Here is a 23,313-nt window from a genome sequence, read left to right as displayed (position 1 = left end):
GAAATTATGAATAATGTAATAGAAGTTATAAAATCAAGAAGAACAACAAAAGCCTTCAGAAGAGATGAACAGATAAAAGACGAAGAGCTGGAACTGATATTAGAGGCAGGAAACTGGGCACCGACAGGACATAATACACAGCCTTGGTTTTTTACTGCTATTCAGAACAGAGAGCTTATAGATAAATTAAATATGCTGGCAAAGGAAGCAGGGAAAGCTTCTAAAGATGAAATTACACAAAAAATGTGCAGTAATGAGATGCTGGATCTTTTTTACGGAGCTCCGACAATAGTAATAGTATCATATGAAAATGCGGATCTGACACCTATAGAGGATGTCTCGGCTGCATCTCAAAATATGCTTCTTGCAGCAGAAAGCCTGAATATAGCAAGCTGCTGGAATGGAATAGTGCGTATGTTCTTTTCCCAGATGGATAATGATCAGAGAGAAGAATTCGGAATACCGGAAAATTATGTTCCCCATATTGTTTTAGCTTTTGGATATCCAAAAATAAAAGTAATGAATATTCCGCAAAGAAATAAAAATTACAGAAAAATAATAAAATAAATACGGGAGACTCTAAATGAAAGCAGTTATATTCTTAAACGGGGAGTATGATTACAAAGATAATTTTTTAAAAAAAATTATAGATAAAGATACTGATATTTTTTGTGCCGACGGAGGAACGAATTACTGTCTGGAAAAAGGCTATATTCCAAAATGTATATATGGAGATCTGGACTCCATAAAGCCTGAAATTCTGGATAAAGTGACTGAGATGGGAATAAAGACAGAAAAATTTCCCCCTGAGAAGGACTTTTCGGATTTTGAGCTTGTTCTGGAAGAGATGGGGTATGAGAATTATGAGAAAATATATGTAGTTGGAGCTTTGGGGAAAAGAATTGATTTTACTTTGAATAATATTTTTCTTATGGAAAAATACAATAAGCTGGTAATTCTCACAGAAAAAGAGGAGATTTTTTTCAGGGAAGAGAGTTTTACTATTGCCGGAAAGGCAGGAAAGACGCTTTCTATGGTTTCACTTGACAGTGAGATAGAGGGAATAACATTAAAGGGATTTAAATATCCTCTTTCAGACAGATATATAAAAAGAGACAGCTCTATTTTGATGAGCAATGTGATATTGACAGATAAAGCAGAGATCATTTTTAAAAAAGGTAAAATAGTAGTTATTTTATATATATAAAAATATACAGCTAAAAATTAACCTGTATGATTGAAAATAGAATAAATATCTGCTATTCTATATAAAAACAAGGAGAAAAAAGATGAAAAAACTTATTTTAGCATTGGTACTGTTTTTTTCAGGTGCAGCAGTATTTTCGGCAGAATCGCTCAGCAGTGTCTATACATCCACGAAGTCAAAGGACTGCAAACGTCCGGCGGGTATTTATAAAAAGCTTTATCCTATAGATGATGAATACGGTTATGGAGCGGAAGAATGTCCCGGCTATAAAAATATGAAGGTTTTTGCAGTATATGATGATTCAAGAGTCTGGATAGATTTAAGCGACGGAGTAAATACATGGTCAACAATGAAAGAGGTATATAATGCGAATTTTGGACATTTTCCTGCATTAAGAGAAGGAGTTGCCGAGTGGCGTGTGACAAAATCAGGAGAAGCAAAAGCACTAATATTCCGTGTAGATGCTCAGGATCCTGATATTATAGGAAAAACACATTCAAGATTATTTGTAATCAGCTTTGATAAAGGTGTACCCAAATATTGCGGAAATGTAAAGACAAATGAAGAAGCTGTGAAAATAGCCGATAGAGGGAATTGTACAATAAAACTAGATTTAACAGAGTGAGATAAATAGTGAATAGATAAGATTATTTATAAAATTTTATAGATAATCTTTTTATTTTTAGTAATATATAAAAGGTGCAGAATAAAAAATTAAAGTAAACAAAAAAGATTTTCTCTAAAGAATATGATATAATAATACAGTAATTTTTATTTTAAGAAAGATATAAAAAAGATAATTTTATAGATGAAGAGGAGAAACAATGAATACAGATTATGATGTGATAGTGGTAGGGGCAGGACATGCAGGGGTGGAGGCAGCTTTGGCTTCGGCAAGACTGGGAATGAAAACAGCTTTATTTACGATTTTTATTGATAATATAGCAATGATGTCGTGTAATCCTTCTATAGGAGGACCCGGAAAATCACATCTTGTTTCTGAGCTTGGAATGCTTGGCGGGGAAATGGCAAGACATATAGACAGCTATAATTTGCAGCTGAAAAATCTGAATCATACCAAAGGACTAGCAGCAAGAATAACAAGAGCACAGGCAGATAAATACTGGTATAGAATAAAAATGAGAGAAATAATAGAAAAACAGGAGAATCTTGAGGTAGTTCAGGGAATAGTTTCTGATTTGATCCTTGACGGTAAAAAAGTCACAGGGGTAAAAGACCAGGTAGGAATAGAATACGGTGCCAAGGCAGTTATATTATGTACAGGAACTTTTCTAAAAGGAAGATTTATAATAGGTGATGTTAAATATGAGGCAGGAAGACAGGGAGAGCAGTCAAGCGAGGAACTATCAGACAGACTTCGTGAATACGGCTTTGAGGTGGACAGATACCAGACAGCAACACCGCCGAGAATAGATAAAAGAACAATAAATTTTTCTGAAATTGAGGAATTAAAAGGTGAGGAAAATCCGAGATATTTTTCATATTATACTTTGAAAGAAGAAAATTCGGTAATGCCTACATGGCTTACTTATACAACACCGGAAACAATCAGGGTAGCAAGCGAGCTTTTGAAATATTCCCCTATAGTAACAGGAATAGTGAGTTCCAAAGGACCTAGACACTGTCCTTCACTTGACAGAAAGGTTTTAAGATTTCCTGAAAAAACAGATCATCAGATATTTTTGGAGCAGGAAAGCACGGAGTCAAATGAAATTTATATAAACGGCTTTACTACAGCAATGCCGCCTTTTGCACAGGACGCTATGCTGAAAACAATAAAAGGGCTGGAAAATGCAAAGATAATGAGATACGGTTATGCTGTGGAATATGATTATATACCAGCTAATCAGCTGAAACTGACACTTGAAACAAAAGTTCTTGAAAATCTTTATACAGCAGGAACTATTAACGGTACCAGCGGATATGAAGAGGCTGCTGTTCAGGGATTTATGGCTTCTGTTAATGCAGTGAGAAAAATAAAGGGGCAGTCCCCTGTTATTATTGACAGAAGTGAAGGGTATACAGGAGTTCTTATAGATGACATCATAAATAAAGATACTCCCGAACCATACAGAGTACTTCCTTCAAGGGCAGAATACAGACTGACACTGAGACAGGACAATGTTTTCCTGAGATTACTTGATAAAGCCAGAGAAATAGGTATTTTAGATAAGGAAAAGCTGGAAGAGCTGGAGAATGCGAAAAAAGAGATAGAAAAAGAGCTGGAAAGACTAAGAAATATAACTGTTTATCCTACAAAAGAAAATAATGAAATATTGATATCACTAGGTCATGACACCATGAATAATCCTGTTTCGGCGTTTGAATTTCTTGCAAGAAAAGAAATGACATATGATGGTCTGGCAAGATTCATAGAGACAGAGAAATTATCTAAGATTGTAAAGGAACAGGTAGAGATCAATTCTAAATATAAAATTTTTATCGACAGAGAAAAAAATCAGATAGAAAAATTTAAAAAACTGGAAGAAATGATAATTCCAAAGGATACAGATTATGAAAAGATAAAAGGTATAAGTAATATTGCAATTTCCGGACTTGTATATTCACAGCCCGAAACAATAGGGCAGGCAAGCAGAATAAGCGGGATAACTCATAATGATATGACACTGCTGATAGCCTTTATAAAAGAAAAAAATAAGTAAATACAGTCAAAAGAGAAGAAAGTTGGTCTTCTCTTTTTTAATATAGTAAAAATAAGGACTTTTATAGTGAAGGTATTATTGTTTTCTGAAATTTTTGAATAAATTTGTATCTCAGAAATGATAAAATTAGTTAAATGAATGTTTACATCTCATGGTAATTGTGAGATAATCAGATTGTAAATAATTTTTATATAGGAGGAAAAATGGACGGTAAAGTAGTAGTGACTGTAATGGGTGCAGACAAGACCGGAATTGTAGCCGGAGTATCTGCAAAGCTGAATGAACTGGATATAAATATAATCGATATATCACAGACAATTTTTGAAAATGAAATATTTGCGATGATAATGCTCACTGAAGTAAAAAACAATCAAAGAAGCATAGAAGATATACAAAATGAATTTAAGGCAGTGGAAGAAAGTTTAAAAGTAAAAATATTTATACAGCATGAAGATATCTTCAAAGCAATGCATAGAATATAAGGAGGTTTATTAGAGATGTTATTACTCCCAGATGAGATATTAGAAACAATAAATATGATTAGTACATATAGTCTTGATGTAAGAACAGTAACAATGGGAATCAGTCTTTTGGACTGCATAGATCCCAGTGCTGAAAAAACAGCTGAGAATATATATAATAAAATAGTAAAATACGGGAAAAATCTTGTGGAATATGCAGATGAAATATCAAGTAAATATAATGTTCCTATAGTTAATAAAAGAGTGTCAGTTACTCCGATTGCTATTATAGGTAATTCTACAGATGCCGAAGACTATACTATATTTGCCGAAGCACTGGACAGAGCAGCAACAGAGATAGGGATAGACTTCATAGGAGGTTTTTCTGCTTTAGTTGATAAAGGATTTACAAAAGGGGATATAAGGTTAATCAATAGTATACCAAAAGCACTAAGCAGTACGGCAAAAGTCTGCTCTTCAGTTAATGTAGGATCAACTAAGTCAGGAATAAATCTGGATGCCATAAAAATGATGGGAAAAACAGTAAAGGAGCTGGCACAGCTTTCCGCTGATCAGGATGGTCTTGCAGCAGCGAAATTCGTGGTATTTACTAATGCGGTACCGGATAATCCTTTTATGGCAGGAGCTTTTCACGGGGTGGAAAATGCTGATGTAGTACTGAATGTAGGGATAAGCGGACCAGGAGTGGTAAGACATGCTTTGGCACAGGTAGATAAAAAGGCAAAAATAGATGAGATAATAGAAACAATAAAAAAAATAAGCTTTAAAATAACAAGAATGGGTGAGCTTATAGGTAGAGAAGTAGCAAATAAGCTGGAAATAGAGTTTGGAATTATTGACTTATCTCTTGCTCCTACTCCGGCAGTGGGAGACAGTGTTGCCAATGTTCTTGAAGAATTCGGGCTTGAATCAGTAGGTGCTTACGGAACAACTTTTGCTCTTGCCATACTAAATGATGCAGTAAAAAAAGGCGGTGCTATGGCAGCAAGCAGAGTGGGAGGACTGACAGGAGCATTTATTCCCGTGAGTGAAGATCAGGGAATGATAGCAGCTACAAGTAAGGGATATCTTACACTGGAAAAACTCGAGGCAATGACATGTGTTTGTTCTGTGGGTCTGGACATGATAGCAATTCCGGGAGATACCACTGAAGCTGTAGTATCAGGAATTATAGCTGATGAAATGGCAATAGGAATGATAAACAGTAAGACAACAGCTGTAAGAATAATACCTGTACCGGGAAAAAAGGCCGGAGACAGGGTTGTTTTTGGAGGTCTGCTTGGAGAAGCCGATATAATTAATATAAATAATCTGGATTGTTCTGTCCTTATAAACAGAGGCGGAAAAGTGGCTCCGCCGATTCAGGCATTAAAAAATTAAATATAAAAAATAGAGAAACCGGATTTTTTCGGTTTCTTTTTTTGCTGAAATTATACAAAATCAGGAAATTATTATAATGAAGTATTGTTAAAATTGTCATAGGATAGTATAATTAATAAAGATAACTGAAATTTTAACAGCGTGTATTAATTAAATTTAAGGAGGAAATCATGAAAAAAAAGACGATTATGGTAATAATGGCAATATTACTGTCTTTTGGCATACTAAAAGCCGAGATGTCACCAGCTGAGGCAGAAATGGAAAGGGTAAGACAGCAATACGGAGAAAAATATCTGGTGGTAGGAACAATAAACAACCTTGTGGGAATCGGTACATTAAAAGTAAAACCCGATATCATGGTAACAGAGTTTGAATTAAAAACTGAAGGAAGCACATTGGAGCAGGCATCAAATGAAAATGCAAAAACGATGACTGAGTTCAAAAAATACTTGATATCATTGGGAATAAAATCGGAGGATATAGAAACATCAAGATATACAAGAAATAATGAAACAGTTCAGGGTGATAAAGGAAAGGGAAGATATGTGACAAAAATAGATGTGCGGATAAATTCCCTTGATACACAAAGATTTTATGATGTTATGGGAATCCTTGAGCAGGAAGAAATAAGCAGACTGGTAAAAAATGACTATGGAAATTACTATACCTATACGGTAGAGTCACCTGTAACAACAGAAAAATCATCAAAGCAGATTGCGAAAGATAAGTATGACAGAATTGAGAAAAAATTAAGAGGAGCAGGGATAGGGAATGTGGAAATAGCCAGTTATAATACAGCAGAGGCAGAACCGGAAAAAAAACAGGTTTATACTGTAACTCATGCTTTCAGGGTAAGAATGAAAACATCTGTAGATATGGGGAAAGTTCTGCAAAAAGGTCAGTCTTATAAAATAAAAAATCCCGGGAGAATAACTTATGATATATCAGAGGATTTAAAGAAAAAATACACATTAGAGGCATATGAAAAAGCAATGCAGGAGATAGTGGATAAATCAAAAGTTATTTTAAGAAACAGAGGATATGAGGTAGGAGACATAAAATACATAAATGACAGCAGTCCGTACTGGAATTATAACAATAATTCAGGCTCAGGAATAGTAATGATGCAGAACAGCGGAAATTTTTCTGCGGATTATAAAGCAGCGAGTGTGGATATTCCTTTTTCAGTTGCTCAGGAAATGAGTATAACCGTGACACTTACAGCATCATATGATATATTAAAATTGAAAAGATAAAAAAAAACAGCTGTTTCCATAAGTAGTATTACTTGGAAACAGCTTTTTATATAGGTCATTTTGATTTTGGCGGACGCAGAGAGCTTCTTTTACACTGAATATCGAGATTTTTCAATTCCTCAAAGATATTTTCAGTTTCTTTATATATTTTATCTGTGTCGATTCCCGAATTTTTCAGTTTTTCCATAATTTCATCCACAGCCTTGGAATATTTTCCTTTGTATTTTGTATTTAATTCTTTCCAGTTTATATTTTTGAAGAATTCAGCAACAGAGTTGTCAAATGAAAGCTTTTTTTGAAGCATAAAGACTGCAATCATGGGATAACCCGCGTATCCCTGCCAGTAAGAAGCATTATCGTTAGATGAATATATATTTTCATTCCATGTAACTGTATATTCTTTACTTTTATCAGAGGAAAAGACTTTTGCAGAGTTTTCTTCCATAATAACTCTGTTATCTGATAAAGCACTGTATGCCTCATAGATCTTCTCCACAGGGGGTAATTTTTTCATATTTATCTCTCCTTTATTATTTTCCCAAAGAAATTTCCCATAAATACAGGGATGCCACTGAACCATACGGGGAGTATCTTTTTTTGTATCTCTCAAAAAGATTTTTATCCAGTTTTTTGTGCCTGTAAAGCATCATAATGCCGCGCCTTATAGCCAGATCATCCCAGCTTAGAATATCAGGACGCTGCATGGAAAAGGTCATAAGCATTTCTGCTGTCCATGTACCAATACCATTCAGGGAGGATAATCTGTGGCAGACTTCATCATCAGGCAGTTCATAAAGTTCGTCAAGATTAAGACTTCCGTTTATTATATCCACAGCTATATTACGGATGTAAACCGATTTTTTCATTGTAATACCGCATTTTTGAAGCTCTTCGGCAGATTTCGAGAGAATACTTTCAGGAGTAACAGTTCCGAAAAGATCTTTTATTCTGTTCCAGATGGTAATAAAAGCTTTGGTAGAAATCTGCTGGCCGACGATACTGTTTACAAGCCCTGCAAAGAGATCAGGAATAATCTCCCTTTGAACCGGTCCGATTCTGTCGATAACTTCAGCAAGACGTTTATCTTTTTTTTTCAGATAATCTGTTTCCTTTTGGCCGTATTGAAAAAATTCCATAATTATTATTCTCCTTGTATAATATATTTGTAGCGGCGGTTTTATTTAGTAAACGGGGCAGAATGAATAGACAAACTAGTTATTATTACAGGCATAACAATATTTACAGCCTGTTCTGCACTGATTATAAGCACCGATATCGATACTTTTTACACAGCTGCAGAATTTTCTCTGTCCTGAATCACGCTTTCCCTGAATGTTCAGGGCTAAAACTTCATTAATATAGTCTTTATCAATGCACGCACCTTTTATTACATTTTTATAGCTGATGTAATTAACCGGTTCAGAACAAACTACAAGCTTTACATCCGAACCATCTACAATATTGTCAAATTCAGTAAGAATCTCTTCATATTTTGAAAAGTCATTTATATTAACATTATATGCAGCTATGAATTTTTTATTTTTTCTGTATTCATCAAAAAAACTTGTATAGCATCTTGCAGTAGAATGCTTTATATTTTGAAAAATATAAGAAAATTTCTTTGTATGATACTTCAGGTCAAAACTGTCTGCGAGAATAACAGGATCATATCTCCACAAGACAGAGCCGGGATATCGTAAATTAATATCATTGAAATTATTAATAATTTTTTCTGTATTGCCGGTATGCGGCTCTATTTCGGGAGGATATCCGTTTATTGTATATTGTATTAAAAATTTTATGTTTTTACTTTTCAGATAATCCAAAACATCTGTAAAATCAGAGCAGTCTTTTGTCCAGAAAACAAAAAGATCAACATCTTCACTTTTTAATGAGACTTTTTTTATTTGATTTCTGTTAAAAGGATTAGTTACATTAACATATTCCTGTTTCAGATTTTCTAGAAGCCATTTTTTCCCGTATTTTGGGATGTCACACCTTCTGCTTGCACTAATAATCAAAACGTTCTCCTTTATTTTTTATATATTTTACCATTGGGGATATACTTTAATCAACCGAAAAATAGACATTATATTAATATAATAAACTAATCAGTATACCTAATGTACGGATATCACAAAAAGATCCGGAGATACAAAATCCGGATAAAGCTGTTATTAAAAAAAATCAGGCATTAATAAGTCTGTCTGCACCGGAATATATGTTCATTTTATTTCCTCTTGCAAAACCTGCCAGAGTCATATTTATACCTAAAGCAGTTTTCACGGAAAAATCTGTCGGAGCAGAGCGTGAAATAATAATTCTAACACCAAATTTTGCACTTTTAAGAAGAATTTCAGATGATACCCTACCCGTTAACAGCAAAATGCTTTCAGACGGCTTAAAATCCAAAATTAAGCTTTTTCCTATAATTTTATCAAGAGCATTATGCCGTCCGATATCCTCTGATATAATTTTTTTATTTTTACTGTATAGAACACAGCAATGCGTTCCCCCGGTTTTTTTGAAAATTTCGGAATGAGAATTGAGATCCTTCATGTAATTAAGAATATCAGAAATTTTATAAAATGGCTCCGAATCAGGAAAATAAAAATTGTCCTGTTCCATCAGCGCCTCGTCAATACTGCCTTTAGAACAGCCGGAAACAATAATTCTATGTTTTTCGGGAAAAAAATTTATAGATTCGTCAAGAGATATAAAAATATTATTATTGCAGGAAACTTCAATATTTTTAATATCTTTGAAACTTGAAATAACACCTTCGGAAAAAAGAAAGCCTGTACACAATTCTGTAAGTTCGCTGTTACTGCAGAGAAGACTTATATAGTGGCTTCCGTTTACGAAAATATTTATTTTGCTTTCTTCGGCAACGTTATCAAAGGTTTTTTCAAGAAATCCATTGTTATATTTTATTATTTCAATATTTTTTATCATTTTGGCAAAGCTCCTTAATGAATACATCAGAAAAAATTTCCAGATCACATGGATAATTCAGATTGGTAAAGATATCAGTATTGCCGGTATATTTTTTGATAGTTTCGCTATTTATAAATTCAACATTGCACATCTTTATAAAATTTGAGATTTTATAATCCTTTATACTGATATTATATTTTATTTTCTCAAGCATACTTTTAGAATAAAAAGAATGAAACGGTTCGATAAAAGATCCGTTCATTGAAATAAGACCGTCTTGAGGAAAGCTTGATTTTTCGAGCTTTTCCGTCAGATAATTAATGTAATTCAGGCTAATAACAGGCATATCACAGGCTATAATAAAAGAAAAATGAGATCCGGCTTCCAGAAGACCTTTGTATATCCCCAGAACAGGAGCATAATCATCAGCATCATCTCCTATAATTTTGTATCTGAGCTTTTTGAATTTATCAGTATCTTTGGTTACCAGGAGAACTTCTTCAAAGACAGATCCGAGCTTTTCCGCACAGATTTCTATAAGAAGCTTTCCATTAATCTCATATTTACTTTTATCAAATCCCATTCTGCTGCTTTTGCCCCCGCAAAGTATAATTGCTGTTCCTGTTTTTTTCATATTGTGACTCCTTAATTTATATAAATAAACCCCTTTTATTTAAATAGAATGTCCAAATCAGGAACAGAAATTTCACCTTGCCTCAGTACAGTCCGCATCTAAATACAGCTTTTCTATTTTTACTGTACAGGCCTTTAGTTCCGGTTCCTTAGCAAAATGGTCAAGAGCATTGTTAGTAAGAATATTAGCTCCGCCGGCAAAGTGAAAAGGAATGAATATAGTATTTTTATTAATTTTATTTGTAATTTTTGCTTTTACTTTGATGGAACCTCTTCTTGAACTGACTTTTACTGTTTCTCCCTGTTTCAGAAGAAGATTTTCAGCAAGCTCAGGGTGTATTTCCATGTAAATTTCTCCGGCTGTTTTCATTAATCCGGAGTTTTTTCCAGTCATTGTCATAGTATGATATTGATATAGAATTCTTCCTGTAGTGAGAATAACAGGATATTCGTTATCAGGCACTTCTGCAGGAAATCTGTGAGCTGCAGGAATAAATTTCCCTTTTCCTCTGGAAAAAGTATTTTTATGCAGATAAGGAGTTCCCTCATGATTTTTTTCAGGACACGGCCATTGAAGACCAAGACCTCGCTCCAAAATACGTTTATGTGTTATCCCGCCGTATTGCGGAGTGAGTGCTGCGATTTCATCCATGATTTCTTCTGTAGAAGAAAAATTTTGCCGGTATCCCATTTTATTCATTAAAAGAAGAAGAATTTTCCAGTCTTCCATAGTTCCGCGAACAGGCTCTATAGCTTTTTGCACATATTGCACTCTTCTTTCAGTATTAGTAAAAGTACCGTTTTTTTCTGCGAAGCTGGATGCCGGTAATATAACATCCGCTAATTTTGCTGTTTCAGTCATGAAAATATCCTGAACAATAAGAAAATCAAGATTTTTTAGTGCTTTCTCCGTATGGCTGCTGTCAGGCTCCGAGACCACAGGATTTTCCCCGATAATATACAGAGCCTTTAAAAGGTTTTTTTCTGCTGAATCTATCATTTCTGAAGCAGTAAGACCTGTTTTATCAGATAGTGAAGAATTCCATGCTTTTTCAAATTTTCTTCTGTTTTCATTATTTTCTACGTTTTGATATCCCGGGTAAACATTAGGAAGTCCTCCCATATCACAGGCACCCTGTACATTATTCTGCCCCCGCAGAGGGTTTATACCTGTATTTTCTCTTCCTATCATACCACAAAGCATTGCAAGATTCGAGACAGAAAAAACATTTTCAGTTCCTGTAGTATGCTGTGTAATTCCCATTGAAAAAATTATTGTGGAGTTTTTTGATCCGGCATAAAGTCTTGCCGCATTTATAATGTCTTTTGCAGGAACTCCAGTTATCTTTTCAGTATATTCGGGTGTGTATATTTCTGTCACAGATACCAGTCCGCTGTAATTTTCACATCTTTCTTCTATAAAGTCTTTGTTTTGCAGATTTTCACTTATGATGACATTCATCATTCCATTTAACAGAGCAATATTTGTACCCACTTTCAGCTGCATAAAAATATCAGCTTTTTCGGCAAGCTCGATTTTTCTCGGATCAGCCACAATAAGATTTTTTCCTGATCTTTTGGCTTTTTGTATATAAGTGCCGATAACAGGATGAGTTTCTGTAGTGTTGGACCCGATGACAAATATAGTATCAGCTTTTTCTATTTCCGAGATGCTGTTTGTCATTGCACCGCTTCCCACTGTTTCTGCAAGTCCTGAAACAGTAGTGGCATGACAGAGCCGGGCACAATGGTCGATATTATTATTACCGATTACAGCCCTCATAAATTTCTGCATGAGATAATTTTCTTCATTGGTACATCTTGCCGAAGTCAGTCCTGCGATACTTTCTCTGCCATAAATTTTTTTAATATTTGTAAGTTTTTCTGCAATAAAGGTAATTGCTTCATCGAAGCTGCTTTCTACAAAAATACCGTCTTTTTTTATCAATGGAGTTTTTAAACGATCTTTATGGTTAACAAAATTATATGCAAAAGCACCTTTGACACATAGAAGTCCGTTATTGGGAACCACGTCAAGAGGCTCTGTTCCGACAACTTTGTCTCCCTTGGTAAGAAGGTTCATCTGACATCCTACACCGCAGTATACACATGTAGTTCTTGTTTTCTTTATCTCATCATTTTCAAAAGGAATGTTTCTTTTAGGAACTAATGCGCCGACAGGGCAGACAGAAATACAATTACCGCAGGAAACACATCTGGAATTTCCAAGGCCGGTGTTAAACGGAGGCTCTATATGTGTAAATACTCCTCTTCCAGAAGCAGTAAGAACATCACGTCCCTGTAATTCACGGCAGACTCTTACACACTTTCTGCAAAGAATACATCTGTTTGGGTTAAAAGAATAAAAATTATTGCTGGTATCGATATCAAAGATTTTGCTTTTTCTTGTATAACTGCTCTTTTTTATATCATATTTCAGACAATATTCCTGTAGCCTGCATACACCGTTTTTAGGACAGTTCGGACAATCAAAATCATGATCTGCAAGTATAAGGTCCAGAATATTTTTTCTGGCATTTATTACTCTTTCATTTTCCGTAAATATACGCATTCCGTCAGAGACTTTTGCAGAACAGGCAGGAATAAGTTTCCCCGCTCCTTCTACTTCAACAAGACAGATTCTGCAGGAAGCTTCGGGAATCAGCCTTTTGTCATTGCAAAAAACCGGAATCTCTATTCCGTTTTCAGAAGCAGCCTTCAGAATAGTATTACTTTTGTCTGTTTTGTATGAAATATTATTAATGGTAATATTGACCATCAGATTTTCAGTCCTCCTTAGATAAAAAAACAAATAACAACCATTGACGATAATTTTGTTCATTGAATAAAAAAACGTCTCGTTAAATTATAACCTGAAATTTTATGTTGTCAATCTATTTTTTTTAATTATATTAAATTTATAGTAAGTATAGATATGAAAAGAAGAAAGCCGGTAAAAAGAAATTCCGTCCTGCAGCCATATCAAAATGGATGTAAACGGAATTTTGCTGCTTATGATAATACTGCCGTCTTTTAATTTATACCGTCTTTTTCTTCCTTGCGGGGTGCCGGGATATTTGGCAGTATTTAATTGATTATATTCAAGTTATTATCTTAAATATTCTCTTCTTCCAAAATTGCAATTTTAACTTTTAATTCTTTTACTTTTCTTGTATGATAACGCAATTGTATTTTTAGAACTTCCAATTCTGTGAGCTCTGATTTCTCACTGTGAGAAATCTCGGCTATTTTTTTTCTGGGATCTTCGCTTTTAACGATTTCTATTTTTTGGCTGGTATCAATATTCATTTTTTTTATATTTTGAACTACTCTTACAGGAAGATTTACGGCATTTCTTATGTTGGTTTCCTGAGCCAGCTTATATTTATCGATCATTCTGTAAACATAGTCTTTTTTTAATCCGATTGTTTCAAACCATTCCACAAAAGATCCTGAATGATAGTTAGCAAGAATCTGCTGTGATTCATATAAATTTTTGGCTATTTCGTATAAATTTTTCATCATCTGTCTTTGGGAATTAGAAATGATCTGTTCGCTTTGCAGCAACAGATCCCTGTCACTCGGCTGTATTTCAAATTTATTAAAGTCAAAATTACTTTGATAAAGATCTAATCCTCCGTAGTTAACACTTTTAGTTAAAATATCTTTTATTGCCATTTTATATCTCCTTCTGAAGCTCTTCTATATATTCGTCAACAAGGTTTCTGTAGTCAATAGCACCGTTTGAAGAATTTCTGTAAGTGAAAATATCAAGCTGTGAATTTACGGCATTTATTATATCCTGATTTTCCCTGATGGCTACTTTTGAAAACTGCTGTTCGTCAAAGAACGACTCCAGACTGTTTTGAAATTCTTTAAATGCAATGGTATTCATCTTAGCTCTTATAAGAAAAACTTTTTTTATTTTTAGTTCTGCATTCTGTCTCGAAATATTTTTACTAAGACCGAGAATATCACGGACACCTGTAAGATCCAGATTACTCGCCTGTGTAGGGATAAAAATATCCTGTGTAGCATATAAAATAGATGCTGTAAGTGAATTTACAGTTCCTTCCGTATCTATAACGATAAAATCATATTCTTTGAAAAATTCGGAAACAAGATTTTTCATTATAAAAGTGGCAGAAACAGTATCAGCATCAAAATAAGAGTCGAATTTAGCAATTTCATAATCAGAAATAACTACATCCACACCGTTTTTATGATTTATATATTTTTCCACATCTTCTACAAAACCCTCATTATACTCTTTGATAAGATCAAAAAGAGTATTTTCATTTTCCATACCGAGGCAGATAGAAACTCCGCCACGAGGATCCGTATCTATAAGAAGAGTTTTGTATCCCAGACGTGACAGCGCATATGCGAAATTTATACTGGAAACAGTTTTACCCGCACCTCCTTTTGGATTTGCGAAAGTGAGTATTTTCATAGTTTCTCCTTTTTTCTTTATATTTAATATAAATATACCATAAAGTATATATTTCTACAACAGATAAAAAAAATAATGTTTCCTCAGATTCTGCAAATAAAAAACGGAAAAATTCTGTTTGCCGGCGGGAAACCGGAAAAATAAGAATAATCCGTTTTTTATATAATAATACAGAAAAGCTGCTAATTGATAAAATGAAGATTATCACCAGTATTATCAAAATATTCTATATTTTCAAATTTGTTATTTTCATCAAAATAAATCCATTCATCATTTTTTATACCGTTATTCCATAGACCGACGGACTTCAAATTTCCGTTTTCATGGAAGTACTTCCATTCTCCGTTTTGGCTGCCCTCCTTGAATTCTCCAAGAGAAGCAGGAATTCCATTTTCAAAATAATATTTCCATTCTCCGTTCTGAAGATCATCCAGCCAGCAGCCTTTTATCATAAGCCTGCCATTGTCGGAAAAATAACGCCAGATTCCATTTTTCTTTCCCTGTGAAAAAAATCCCTGTTCACTTTTTTTGCCGTTTTCATGATAGTTTATCCATTCTCCGTCAGGCAGGTCTTTTCTCCAAAGTCCTTTATTTTTTAATTTTCCTTCAGGAATATAAAACTTCCATATACCATATTGTTTATCATTCACCCAGCGACCTTTGGATTTTATTCTGCCGTTTTCGTGAAAGTATTTCCATTCTCCTGTTTTCATACTGTCAGACCATTTCCCTATTGATGAAAGCTGTCCGTTTTCATGAAAATACTTCCACAGACCTGTCTGATTATTATCTGTCCAGTTACCGTATTCTTTTATACCGCCATTTTCATAAAAATATCTCCAAAGATAGTTTTTTCTTCCATAATTCCAATATCCGGCAGTTTCCTGTGAGCCGTTTTCATAAAAATATTCCCAGAATCCATGCTGATAATCGTTAAGCCAGTATCCTTTTTCCTTGATCCGGCCATTTTCATAGTAATAAAGCCACAGTCCGTTCAGAGTATCATCATTCCAGTTTCCTTCAGAGGAGATAGCTTCATTTTCAAAATAATACTTCCAATATCCTGTCCTGTTCCCTTTTGATATATATCCGGAAGCTTTTTTATTTTCATTTTCGTAAAAATATTTCCATTCACCTTCGGGAATACCGTATTTCCAGCTTTCTATTCTCATTTTATTTCCGTTTTTATAGTAAAAAAACCAGATATCATCTTTCTTTTCATGAATAAACGTACCTGCTGATTTTAATTGATTGTCTCGGTAAAAGGTCATATATGAACCGTGCTTAATGCCGTTATTCCAGAAAATACTATATTCCGGCTGACCGTTTTCAAAATAACCAAGCCATTCGCCATCTTTTTTATTATATTTCCAAAAACCGTTTTCTTTTATTGTACCGTCGCTGTACCAGCTTATCCACATTCCGTTTTTTTCACCTTTTATATAGCGACACTTCCCAAATACCTGACCATTATCATAATAATGCACGGCAAGTCCGTGAGGAGTATTAAGATAATAAGTTATTTCAGATTTTAGGCTGCCGTTATCATGATATGTCTTTCTTTTTTTTATCAGGTGCTTTTTTATGAAAGAAAATTTTTCAAGAATGTAAAAATCTCTTTTATCAAAGATAAAATCCCCGATAATACTCATAAAATAAAAAAGCAGGAAAAGAAATAATAAAAAGATCAGAGTTATACTAATAAAAATAAATATAATCTGAATAAAAAATAAAAAATCCAAGAAATAACCTCCTTTCAAAAACTCCAAATTTGTTACTACTACTATTCTATAATCTTTTTTGCATAATTTCAAGCCGGGTTAAGAAAAAAACAAATAATATGTTATAATATTAAAGAAATAAAAAACATATACAGCTTAAGCATATTCATAAAAAAGAAAAGAATATAAATGAAAAAATCCGGGAGGAAAAAATGATAGTCCATATTGTATTTTTTAAACTAAAAAATTATCCTGTGGGAATAAAAGAATTAAAAGAGAATATAGCAGCCTTAAAGGATAAAATAAAAGAAATAAGAGAATTTCAGGTAGGCGAGGATTTCAGCAGGGAAGACCGTTCTTATGATCTTGCTTTGTACTCTGCTTTTGATACAAAAGAGGATTTAGAGTCATATGCGATAAATAAAGATCATCTGGAAGTGATAAATAATTATGTCAAAGTATACTGCGACCATACAAAGGTCGTAGATTTCGAGAAATAAACTCTGTGAGGTATGAGAATGAACATTGAAAGAACTTTTAAGGGGATAAAGCTAACCAGTAACGATAAAATAATTTTGGATTATATTACAAAAAATATAGATACCTGCCTTGAAGAAGGAGTAAGGGGTGTTGCCAAAAACAGCTTTTCTTCCACTTCATCTATAATGAGGCTTTCAAAAAAATTAGGATACAGCGGTTTTGTGGAATTGATTTATGATTTGAAAAAGAAAATGACAGCAAAAAAATCAGAAAAAATAAATATATCTTTTTTTGACAAAATTACTTTTAATACAAGAAATAAGTCTGAAATAGACCAGTTTTTAAAGCGCATTCACAGAGGAAAAATAATGACTTACGGTGAGGGCTTTTCCGAAATAGCCTCGTCATATATGTACAGAAAGCTTTTGACCCTTGGAAAGATAGTTTATCTGCTCCACGGGATTGATTTTGATATTTTGTGCGAAAAGTCGGCTATGAAATTTGACCTCCTGCTGATAGTATCAAAATCAGGAGAAACAAAGCACTGCATAAAGCTGGCAAAACAGGCAAAAGAAGAAAATATAACAGTATGCAGTTTTACCGGTAATGCTGCAAGCCATCTTGCGAAACTGTCTGATATTTCATTTACATATAATGACCCTCATACATTGGACGATGATGTATATTATCCTAATCCGTTTATCGGATTATGCATAATAGGATTTGAAGAGCTGATAAGAAGGTATTTCGAAAAATATGGTATAGATTAGAAAGCTATATTTAATGAAAAGATCAAAATGAGAACGTGTTGACAATCTGTTTCAACACGTTTTTTATTTTACATTTATAAAAGTGTTTATTTCAATGTTTTTGCTATGCAGAGAAGAAGAGAAAAAAATACAGTACTTTTCAAAAGAGAAAGTCAGGGTATATTAAATGTATATCTGGAAAAACAGAACAAAGGAGGAAAAAAATGAAAATAACAGTATTAGGAGGAGGCGGGGTCAGATCACCGTTTTTGGCAAAATCTCTGATCAGCAATGCAGAAAGAGTCGGACTTACTGAAATAGTATTTATGGACTCAAATGAAGAAAAACTGAATATTTACGGGAAAATAGCAGAAAAAATAGCAGAAAAAATAAATCCCGGAATAAAGTTCTGGCTTACTTCAGATCCTGTAGCGGCATTAAAGGATGCAAATTTCATAATTACTACAATAAGAGTGGGAGAAGATAAGGCAAGAGTATTGGATGAGAGAATAGCACTGAATAACGGTATACTCGGACAGGAAACGACAGGTGCAGGCGGTTTTGCAATGTCTCTCAGATCTATTCCAAAAATACTGGAATACTGTAAAATGATAGAGCAGTATTCTGCTGAAGGTGCAATGCTGTTTAATTTCACGAATCCTTCAGGAATAGTAACTCAGGCAATTCATCTGAGCGGTTTCAAAAATGTATACGGTATATGTGATGCTCCGAGTGAATTTATAAAACAGGTGGCAAAAGTACTGGAAAAACCGTTGGAGGAAGTTTCGGCGGAGTGTTTCGGACTGAATCATCTTTCGTGGTTCAGAAATATAAAGGTAAATGGTAAAGATGCGATGGAGGAGCTTCTTGCTAAAAAAGAACTGTATACCGAAACAGAGATGAAGTTCTTTGATCCGGAGCTAGTAAAGATTTCGGGAAATCTGCTTCTGAATGAATATCTGTATTATTTTTACTATAGAGAAAGAGCTGAAAAAGCAATAATAAACTCTGAAAAAACAAGAGGAGAAACAATTCTTGAAATAAATAAACAGATGACAAAGGAGCTGAAAGAGGTTGATATAGACAAGGATACCGATAAAGCTTTTGAAATATATATGAGAAACTATATGAAAAGAGAGAACAGCTATATGGAAATAGAGTCAAAAACAGAAAAGCTTCATAAAAAAGAACCGGAAACACTGGAGGAATATCTTGCAAAACCTGACAGCGGAGGATATGCAGGTGTAGCACTAGATATTATTCAAGGATTCCGTGAAGGAAAGAGAAAAGAGATGGTAGTATCTGTACCGAATAAAGGAGCAGTTGATTTTCTGGAAGATGATGATGTAGTAGAAATAACATGTATATTTGAGGATAATCAGATAAATCCTATAAAAGTACCCGGAATAGGAAAAATGCAGAGAAATCTTATACAAAGTATAAAGCTTTATGAAAGACTTACTGTAGAGGCGGTATTTGAAAAAAGCAGGGAAAAAGCAATAAAGGCCTTAACAGTGCATCCGTTGGTAAATTCTTATTCGCTGGCTAAAAAGCTGGCTGATGAATATCTTGAGGCACACAAGGAATATATCGGGGAATGGAAATAAAGAGTTTGGAGTAAGTTTACAAAGAGAGGTTAAACATGAAAATAAGCGGTATTTTCAATGAACCAAAGATAGAGATTTTCAGTTATAAAATAAAACTGGAAAATATCAGGGAAAATATATTTATAAAACTTGATTCGGAAGTATTTGAACACTTTTTTCTCATTGTAAAGGATCCGGATAAAAAAATCAGGGCACTTCTCACTTATAAAACCAGAATAAAGGAATATATAATTTCTGCCGGGAAGGAAGACACGTCAAACGGAACTGTCTGCGGAGAATTTCCCGGCGGAATCTGGGAGTTTACAGTGATAAAGCCCTATGATATAAAGGGAGAATTTGCTTTTGAAGTAGAAACTGATGTTAAAACAGAGAAAACAGGATATAATCTTGAACTTTTGAAGTCGGATTTTGATAAAAAATATTCATCGGAGAAAAAATGGTACGAGGGAGACCTTCATGTACACAGTAATTATTCCGACGGGAGACAGAGCTTTGAAACAATTTTTAATGTTATAAAGCAGAAGGAATTTGATTTTTTGTTTCTTACGGATCATTCAATAGTACCTACACAGTTTTATAAATCTGAAGCCTGCATAATACCGTCTACAGAAATAACATTTGATAATTCAGGACATATAAATGTATTTGCTTTGAAGGATTTTATAGATTATACACTTTTTTTCAGAGACTCAGACTTTGATAAAAAGGCAGAAATAATAGATGAAATACTAAAATATGAAAAAATGCAGGGAGGGCTTGTATCCATAAATCATCCTTTTCATCCTGAAACGCCGTTTACACATGATATAGATATGGAAAATGCAGACCTGCTTGAGGTAATGAATTCTCCGTATTATTATGAGGAGATCGATTATAACGGAGAAGCGGTAAGATTTTTGGATTATCTGTGGTTAAACGGATTGAAAATATTCGGAACAGGGGGAAGTGATTCTCATAAGCCGCTTAAAAATGGAAGCGAAACAGTAGGAATTCCTTTGACATATATTTATTCAGAGGGCTTGTCGGTAAAGAATCTTTTATCTGCAATGAAAAAGGGAAATATGTATATAAGTAAAGAACCGGGAACAAGGATAAAGATATATAATAATGATAAAGAAATACTCCCCGGAAATGAAACAGCGGGAAGAGTAAAATTTATAACAGAAGCAGAAGAGAATACAAAATGGAATCTGGTAAAAAACGGGAAGATAATAATAACTAAAACAGGCAAAAGAGCAGAATTTGATTTTGATATTTCAGAAGGAGAATTTTACAGAGTGGAAGGCTGCAGAACAGAAGACGGAAGAATAACAGTATATGTTAATCCTGTCTATAATAACATAAAATTTCAAAATAAACAGACCTGGAAAGAATTAATGTCAAAGTATTTGTCTGAAAAGAAGGAGGATTTTATTTAATGAAAATTATGGGGAAACTGCAGTCTTTTGGGAAAGTAATGATGATTCCCATAGCTGCGATAACATTTGCATCATTTTTTATGGGACTTGGAGGAGCTTTTACAAACAGCGATACAATAAAAGCACTGAATTTATCAGGTATAATCAATGAACAGACAGGGGTAATATATTTCTTTCAGATAATGAAGGCGGCGGGAGAAGTAGTATTCAAATATCTTCCATTGTTCTTCTGTCTGGGAGCATCATTCGGACTTGCCAAAAAAGAACAGGGATTTGCTGCATTATCGGGAGCAATGGGATATCTGGCATTTCATACTGTAATCAGCCAGATATTAAAAATACAGGGACTGACAGCAGATACTGTAACAGTGGATTTTTTGAAAGAACAGGGAATGAATAATATTAATGCTTACAGATTTAACTCATTATTTACTACTGAACTGGGAATATTTACATATAAAATGTCTATATTCGGAGGACTTTTTGTAGGATTGATAACATCAGCAATACATAATAAGTTTTATAATCTGAAGCTTCCGCCTGTGATGGCATTCTTTTCCGGAACAAGAATAGTGCCTATAATAACGCTAAGTATAATGTCTGTACTGGGAGCAGTAATGGCATTTTTATGGAAGCCTGTGGGATACTCGCTCACAGATCTGGGATTTTTCATAAGAGACAGCGGACTAATAGGAAGCTTTGTCTGGGGAGCACTGGATAAGGCTCTGATATCTGTGGGACTTCACCATTTGATTACAGTTCCTATAAGATATACCGAGCTGGGAGGAACTGCATTAATAGACGGGCAGACATATGCCGGAACAACAAATATATTTCTGGCACAGCTTGCATCGCCGACAGTACCAAAACTTCTTGTAAGAAACTTCTCTGCTGGAAGAATACTTTATCAGATGGGTGGACTGCCGGGAGCAGCTCTGGCTATGTATCAGTGTGCTAAACCTGAAAGAAAGAAGGAAGTAAAAGGACTTTTGATTCCTGCTGTAATAACAATGATTCTTTTCGGGGTAACAGAGCCTATAGAATTCACATTCTTATTTGTATCGCCTGCATTATTCTTTCTGGTACATGTGCCGTTATCAGGATTATCAGTGGTACTGGGAGAAATGACAGGAGTAGCTGTATACGGAACATGTATAAAGGATATGTTCATCTCGTTTCTTCAGCCGCAGAAAAATTATATATGGCCGTTATTATATCTGACACCGATATATTTCGGAGTTTACTATTTTATTTTCAAATATCTGATTTTGAAATTTAATATAAAAACGCCGGGACGTGAGGATGAGAGCGAGGATGTAAAACTTTATACAAAAGATGACTATAAGCAGAAGAATCCGAAAATATTTACCAATACAGAATCAGGGAATGGAAAAACAGCTTTAAATAAGGATCAGGAGCTGGCACTGGGAATTCTTGACGGTCTTGGAGGAAAAGAAAATATATCCGAAATAGGAAACTGTATATCAAGACTAAGAGTTACAGTAAAGGATCCGTCGAAAATAGTATCAGATGAAGTATGGAAGAAACAGCTTCAGGCATTGGGAGTAATACGTAGAGAAAATGCAATTCAGGTTGTATATGGAACAAAAGTTACAAATATAATGACAGATATAAATGAAGTGATGGATATGTAAAAGGAGCAGTAAAATGTACAATTATATATTACGTATATTTCTTGCTGTGTTTGTGGGGGCAATAATAGGATACGAAAGGGAAAGACGAAATAAACCCGCAGGATTCATAACTCATACAATGGTCTGTATGGGAGCATGTCTTGTTTCTGTCATGCAGCTTATGATTTTTGATAATATGACTGAACTTGCCATGAATGAGCCGGCATTGAGAGAAGTAATAAAAATAGATACCGGAAGAATAATAGCACAGGTAATATCAGGAGTGGGATTTTTGGGGGCAGGAACAATTATACAAAATCAGGATAAAGTAAGCGGAATAACAACTGCTGCTACACTTTGGGTAAGTGCATGTCTCGGACTTATCATAGGGCTTGGATTTTATGAAATAGCTTTGGTATCATCAGTTTTAGCTATTTTTATACTTGTGATAATGACAAAATTTGAAAGAAAATATATAAATCAAAAGAGGAGAATCAGGATTTTTAGGAAAAGAAATTATATACGTTCTGTAAAAAAATAGATTTATAGAAAAAACAGACTTTATTTTAAAAGGGTCTGTTTTTTTCTTGATTTGTCAGGTAAAAAAATTGACAAAGCATTATAAAAACGATATAGTTAATTATAAAAATAATGAAATGCCGTACTAGAAAG

22 protein-coding genes are annotated in these 23,313 nt (G+C 34.1%); 13 read left to right on the top strand and 9 right to left on the bottom strand.

Annotated features, from left to right (window positions below):
• The first annotated feature begins 6 nt into the window (after positions 1-6).
• From STERM_RS20470 to STERM_RS20440, 7 genes are all read left to right on the top strand, one after another.
• Entirely contained in the window at positions 7-567 is a 561-nt protein-coding gene (locus STERM_RS20470; protein ID WP_012863532.1) for a nitroreductase family protein, read from the top strand.
• Between the two features lie 16 nt (positions 568-583).
• Positions 584-1,207 (top strand): thiamine diphosphokinase, encoded by a 624-nt coding sequence (locus STERM_RS20465; RefSeq protein ID WP_012863531.1) that lies wholly within the window; start codon positions 584-586, stop codon positions 1,205-1,207.
• Positions 1,208-1,289: 82 nt separating this feature from the next.
• On the top strand, positions 1,290-1,832 hold the full coding sequence (locus tag STERM_RS20460) for a hypothetical protein (protein ID WP_012863530.1): 543 nt from the start codon (positions 1,290-1,292) through the stop codon (positions 1,830-1,832).
• A 199-nt stretch (positions 1,833-2,031) separates the two neighbouring features.
• A complete protein-coding gene (mnmG, locus tag STERM_RS20455; RefSeq protein ID WP_012863529.1) occupies positions 2,032-3,891 on the top strand; it encodes a tRNA uridine-5-carboxymethylaminomethyl(34) synthesis enzyme MnmG in 1,860 nt (619 codons plus the stop codon).
• A 203-nt stretch (positions 3,892-4,094) separates the two neighbouring features.
• Positions 4,095-4,373, top strand: coding sequence for an ACT domain-containing protein (locus STERM_RS20450; RefSeq protein WP_012863528.1), 279 nt, complete (start codon positions 4,095-4,097; stop codon positions 4,371-4,373).
• A gap of 15 nt (positions 4,374-4,388) precedes the next feature.
• Entirely contained in the window at positions 4,389-5,753 is a 1,365-nt protein-coding gene (locus STERM_RS20445; protein WP_012863527.1) for a PFL family protein, read from the top strand.
• A 170-nt stretch (positions 5,754-5,923) separates the two neighbouring features.
• Positions 5,924-7,009, top strand: a complete 1,086-nt coding sequence (locus STERM_RS20440; RefSeq protein ID WP_012863526.1) for an SIMPL domain-containing protein — start codon at positions 5,924-5,926, stop codon at positions 7,007-7,009.
• Positions 7,010-7,064: 55 nt separating this feature from the next.
• Here the strand turns inward: STERM_RS20440 and STERM_RS20435 are convergent, their stop codons facing one another.
• From STERM_RS20435 to STERM_RS20395, 9 genes are all read right to left on the bottom strand, one after another.
• The gene (locus STERM_RS20435; protein ID WP_012863525.1) at positions 7,065-7,523 is read right to left on the bottom strand and encodes a hypothetical protein; all 459 of its coding nucleotides are present in this window, start codon (positions 7,521-7,523) and stop codon (positions 7,065-7,067) included.
• 16 nt (positions 7,524-7,539) lie between these two features.
• Positions 7,540-8,145, bottom strand: coding sequence for a DNA-3-methyladenine glycosylase family protein (locus tag STERM_RS20430; protein WP_012863524.1), 606 nt, complete (start codon positions 8,143-8,145; stop codon positions 7,540-7,542).
• 75 nt (positions 8,146-8,220) lie between these two features.
• Positions 8,221-9,030, bottom strand: a complete 810-nt coding sequence (locus tag STERM_RS20425) for a DUF1848 domain-containing protein (protein WP_012863523.1) — start codon at positions 9,028-9,030, stop codon at positions 8,221-8,223.
• A gap of 166 nt (positions 9,031-9,196) precedes the next feature.
• Positions 9,197-9,964, bottom strand: a complete 768-nt coding sequence (fdhD, locus tag STERM_RS20420; protein ID WP_012863522.1) for a formate dehydrogenase accessory sulfurtransferase FdhD — start codon at positions 9,962-9,964, stop codon at positions 9,197-9,199.
• Positions 9,948-10,580 (bottom strand): molybdenum cofactor guanylyltransferase, encoded by a 633-nt coding sequence (mobA, locus tag STERM_RS20415; RefSeq protein ID WP_012863521.1) that lies wholly within the window; start codon positions 10,578-10,580, stop codon positions 9,948-9,950. Before mobA ends, fdhD begins: the two co-directional genes overlap by 17 nt.
• Positions 10,581-10,652: 72 nt before the next feature.
• Positions 10,653-13,358 carry a formate dehydrogenase subunit alpha gene (gene fdhF / locus STERM_RS20410; protein WP_012863520.1) on the bottom strand — a complete coding sequence of 902 codons (2,706 nt, stop codon included), beginning with the start codon at positions 13,356-13,358 and terminating at the stop codon, positions 10,653-10,655.
• Between the two features lie 335 nt (positions 13,359-13,693).
• The gene (locus tag STERM_RS20405; RefSeq protein WP_012863519.1) at positions 13,694-14,257 is read right to left on the bottom strand and encodes a hypothetical protein; all 564 of its coding nucleotides are present in this window, start codon (positions 14,255-14,257) and stop codon (positions 13,694-13,696) included.
• A gap of 1 nt (position 14,258) precedes the next feature.
• Positions 14,259-15,032, bottom strand: a complete 774-nt coding sequence (locus STERM_RS20400; RefSeq protein WP_012863518.1) for a ParA family protein — start codon at positions 15,030-15,032, stop codon at positions 14,259-14,261.
• 182 nt (positions 15,033-15,214) lie between these two features.
• On the bottom strand, positions 15,215-16,684 hold the full coding sequence (locus tag STERM_RS20395; RefSeq protein WP_147289503.1) for a toxin-antitoxin system YwqK family antitoxin: 1,470 nt from the start codon (positions 16,682-16,684) through the stop codon (positions 15,215-15,217).
• A 281-nt stretch (positions 16,685-16,965) separates the two neighbouring features.
• Here STERM_RS20395 and STERM_RS20390 point away from each other — a divergent pair, with 281 nt between their 5' ends.
• From STERM_RS20390 to STERM_RS20365, 6 genes are all read left to right on the top strand, one after another.
• Complete coding sequence (locus STERM_RS20390) at positions 16,966-17,253, top strand: Dabb family protein (protein WP_012863516.1); 288 nt, start codon at positions 16,966-16,968, stop codon at positions 17,251-17,253.
• 18 nt (positions 17,254-17,271) lie between these two features.
• Positions 17,272-18,003, top strand: coding sequence for a MurR/RpiR family transcriptional regulator (locus tag STERM_RS20385; RefSeq protein WP_012863515.1), 732 nt, complete (start codon positions 17,272-17,274; stop codon positions 18,001-18,003).
• A 203-nt stretch (positions 18,004-18,206) separates the two neighbouring features.
• A complete protein-coding gene (locus STERM_RS20380; protein WP_012863514.1) occupies positions 18,207-19,589 on the top strand; it encodes a family 4 glycosyl hydrolase in 1,383 nt (460 codons plus the stop codon).
• A gap of 35 nt (positions 19,590-19,624) precedes the next feature.
• A complete protein-coding gene (locus tag STERM_RS20375) occupies positions 19,625-21,007 on the top strand; it encodes a CehA/McbA family metallohydrolase (protein ID WP_012863513.1) in 1,383 nt (460 codons plus the stop codon).
• Complete coding sequence (locus tag STERM_RS20370; RefSeq protein WP_012863512.1) at positions 21,007-22,662, top strand: PTS transporter subunit EIIC; 1,656 nt, start codon at positions 21,007-21,009, stop codon at positions 22,660-22,662. Before STERM_RS20375 ends, STERM_RS20370 begins: the two co-directional genes overlap by 1 nt.
• Before the next feature lie 13 nt (positions 22,663-22,675).
• Positions 22,676-23,182, top strand: a complete 507-nt coding sequence (locus STERM_RS20365; RefSeq protein ID WP_012863511.1) for an MgtC/SapB family protein — start codon at positions 22,676-22,678, stop codon at positions 23,180-23,182.
• Positions 23,183-23,313 lie beyond the last annotated feature (131 nt).

The sequence above is a fragment of the Sebaldella termitidis ATCC 33386 genome (genome assembly GCF_000024405.1).
Classification (GTDB): Bacteria; Fusobacteriota; Fusobacteriia; order Fusobacteriales; family Leptotrichiaceae; genus Sebaldella; species Sebaldella termitidis.
This window is presented reverse-complemented; position numbering and strand designations above follow the sequence as displayed.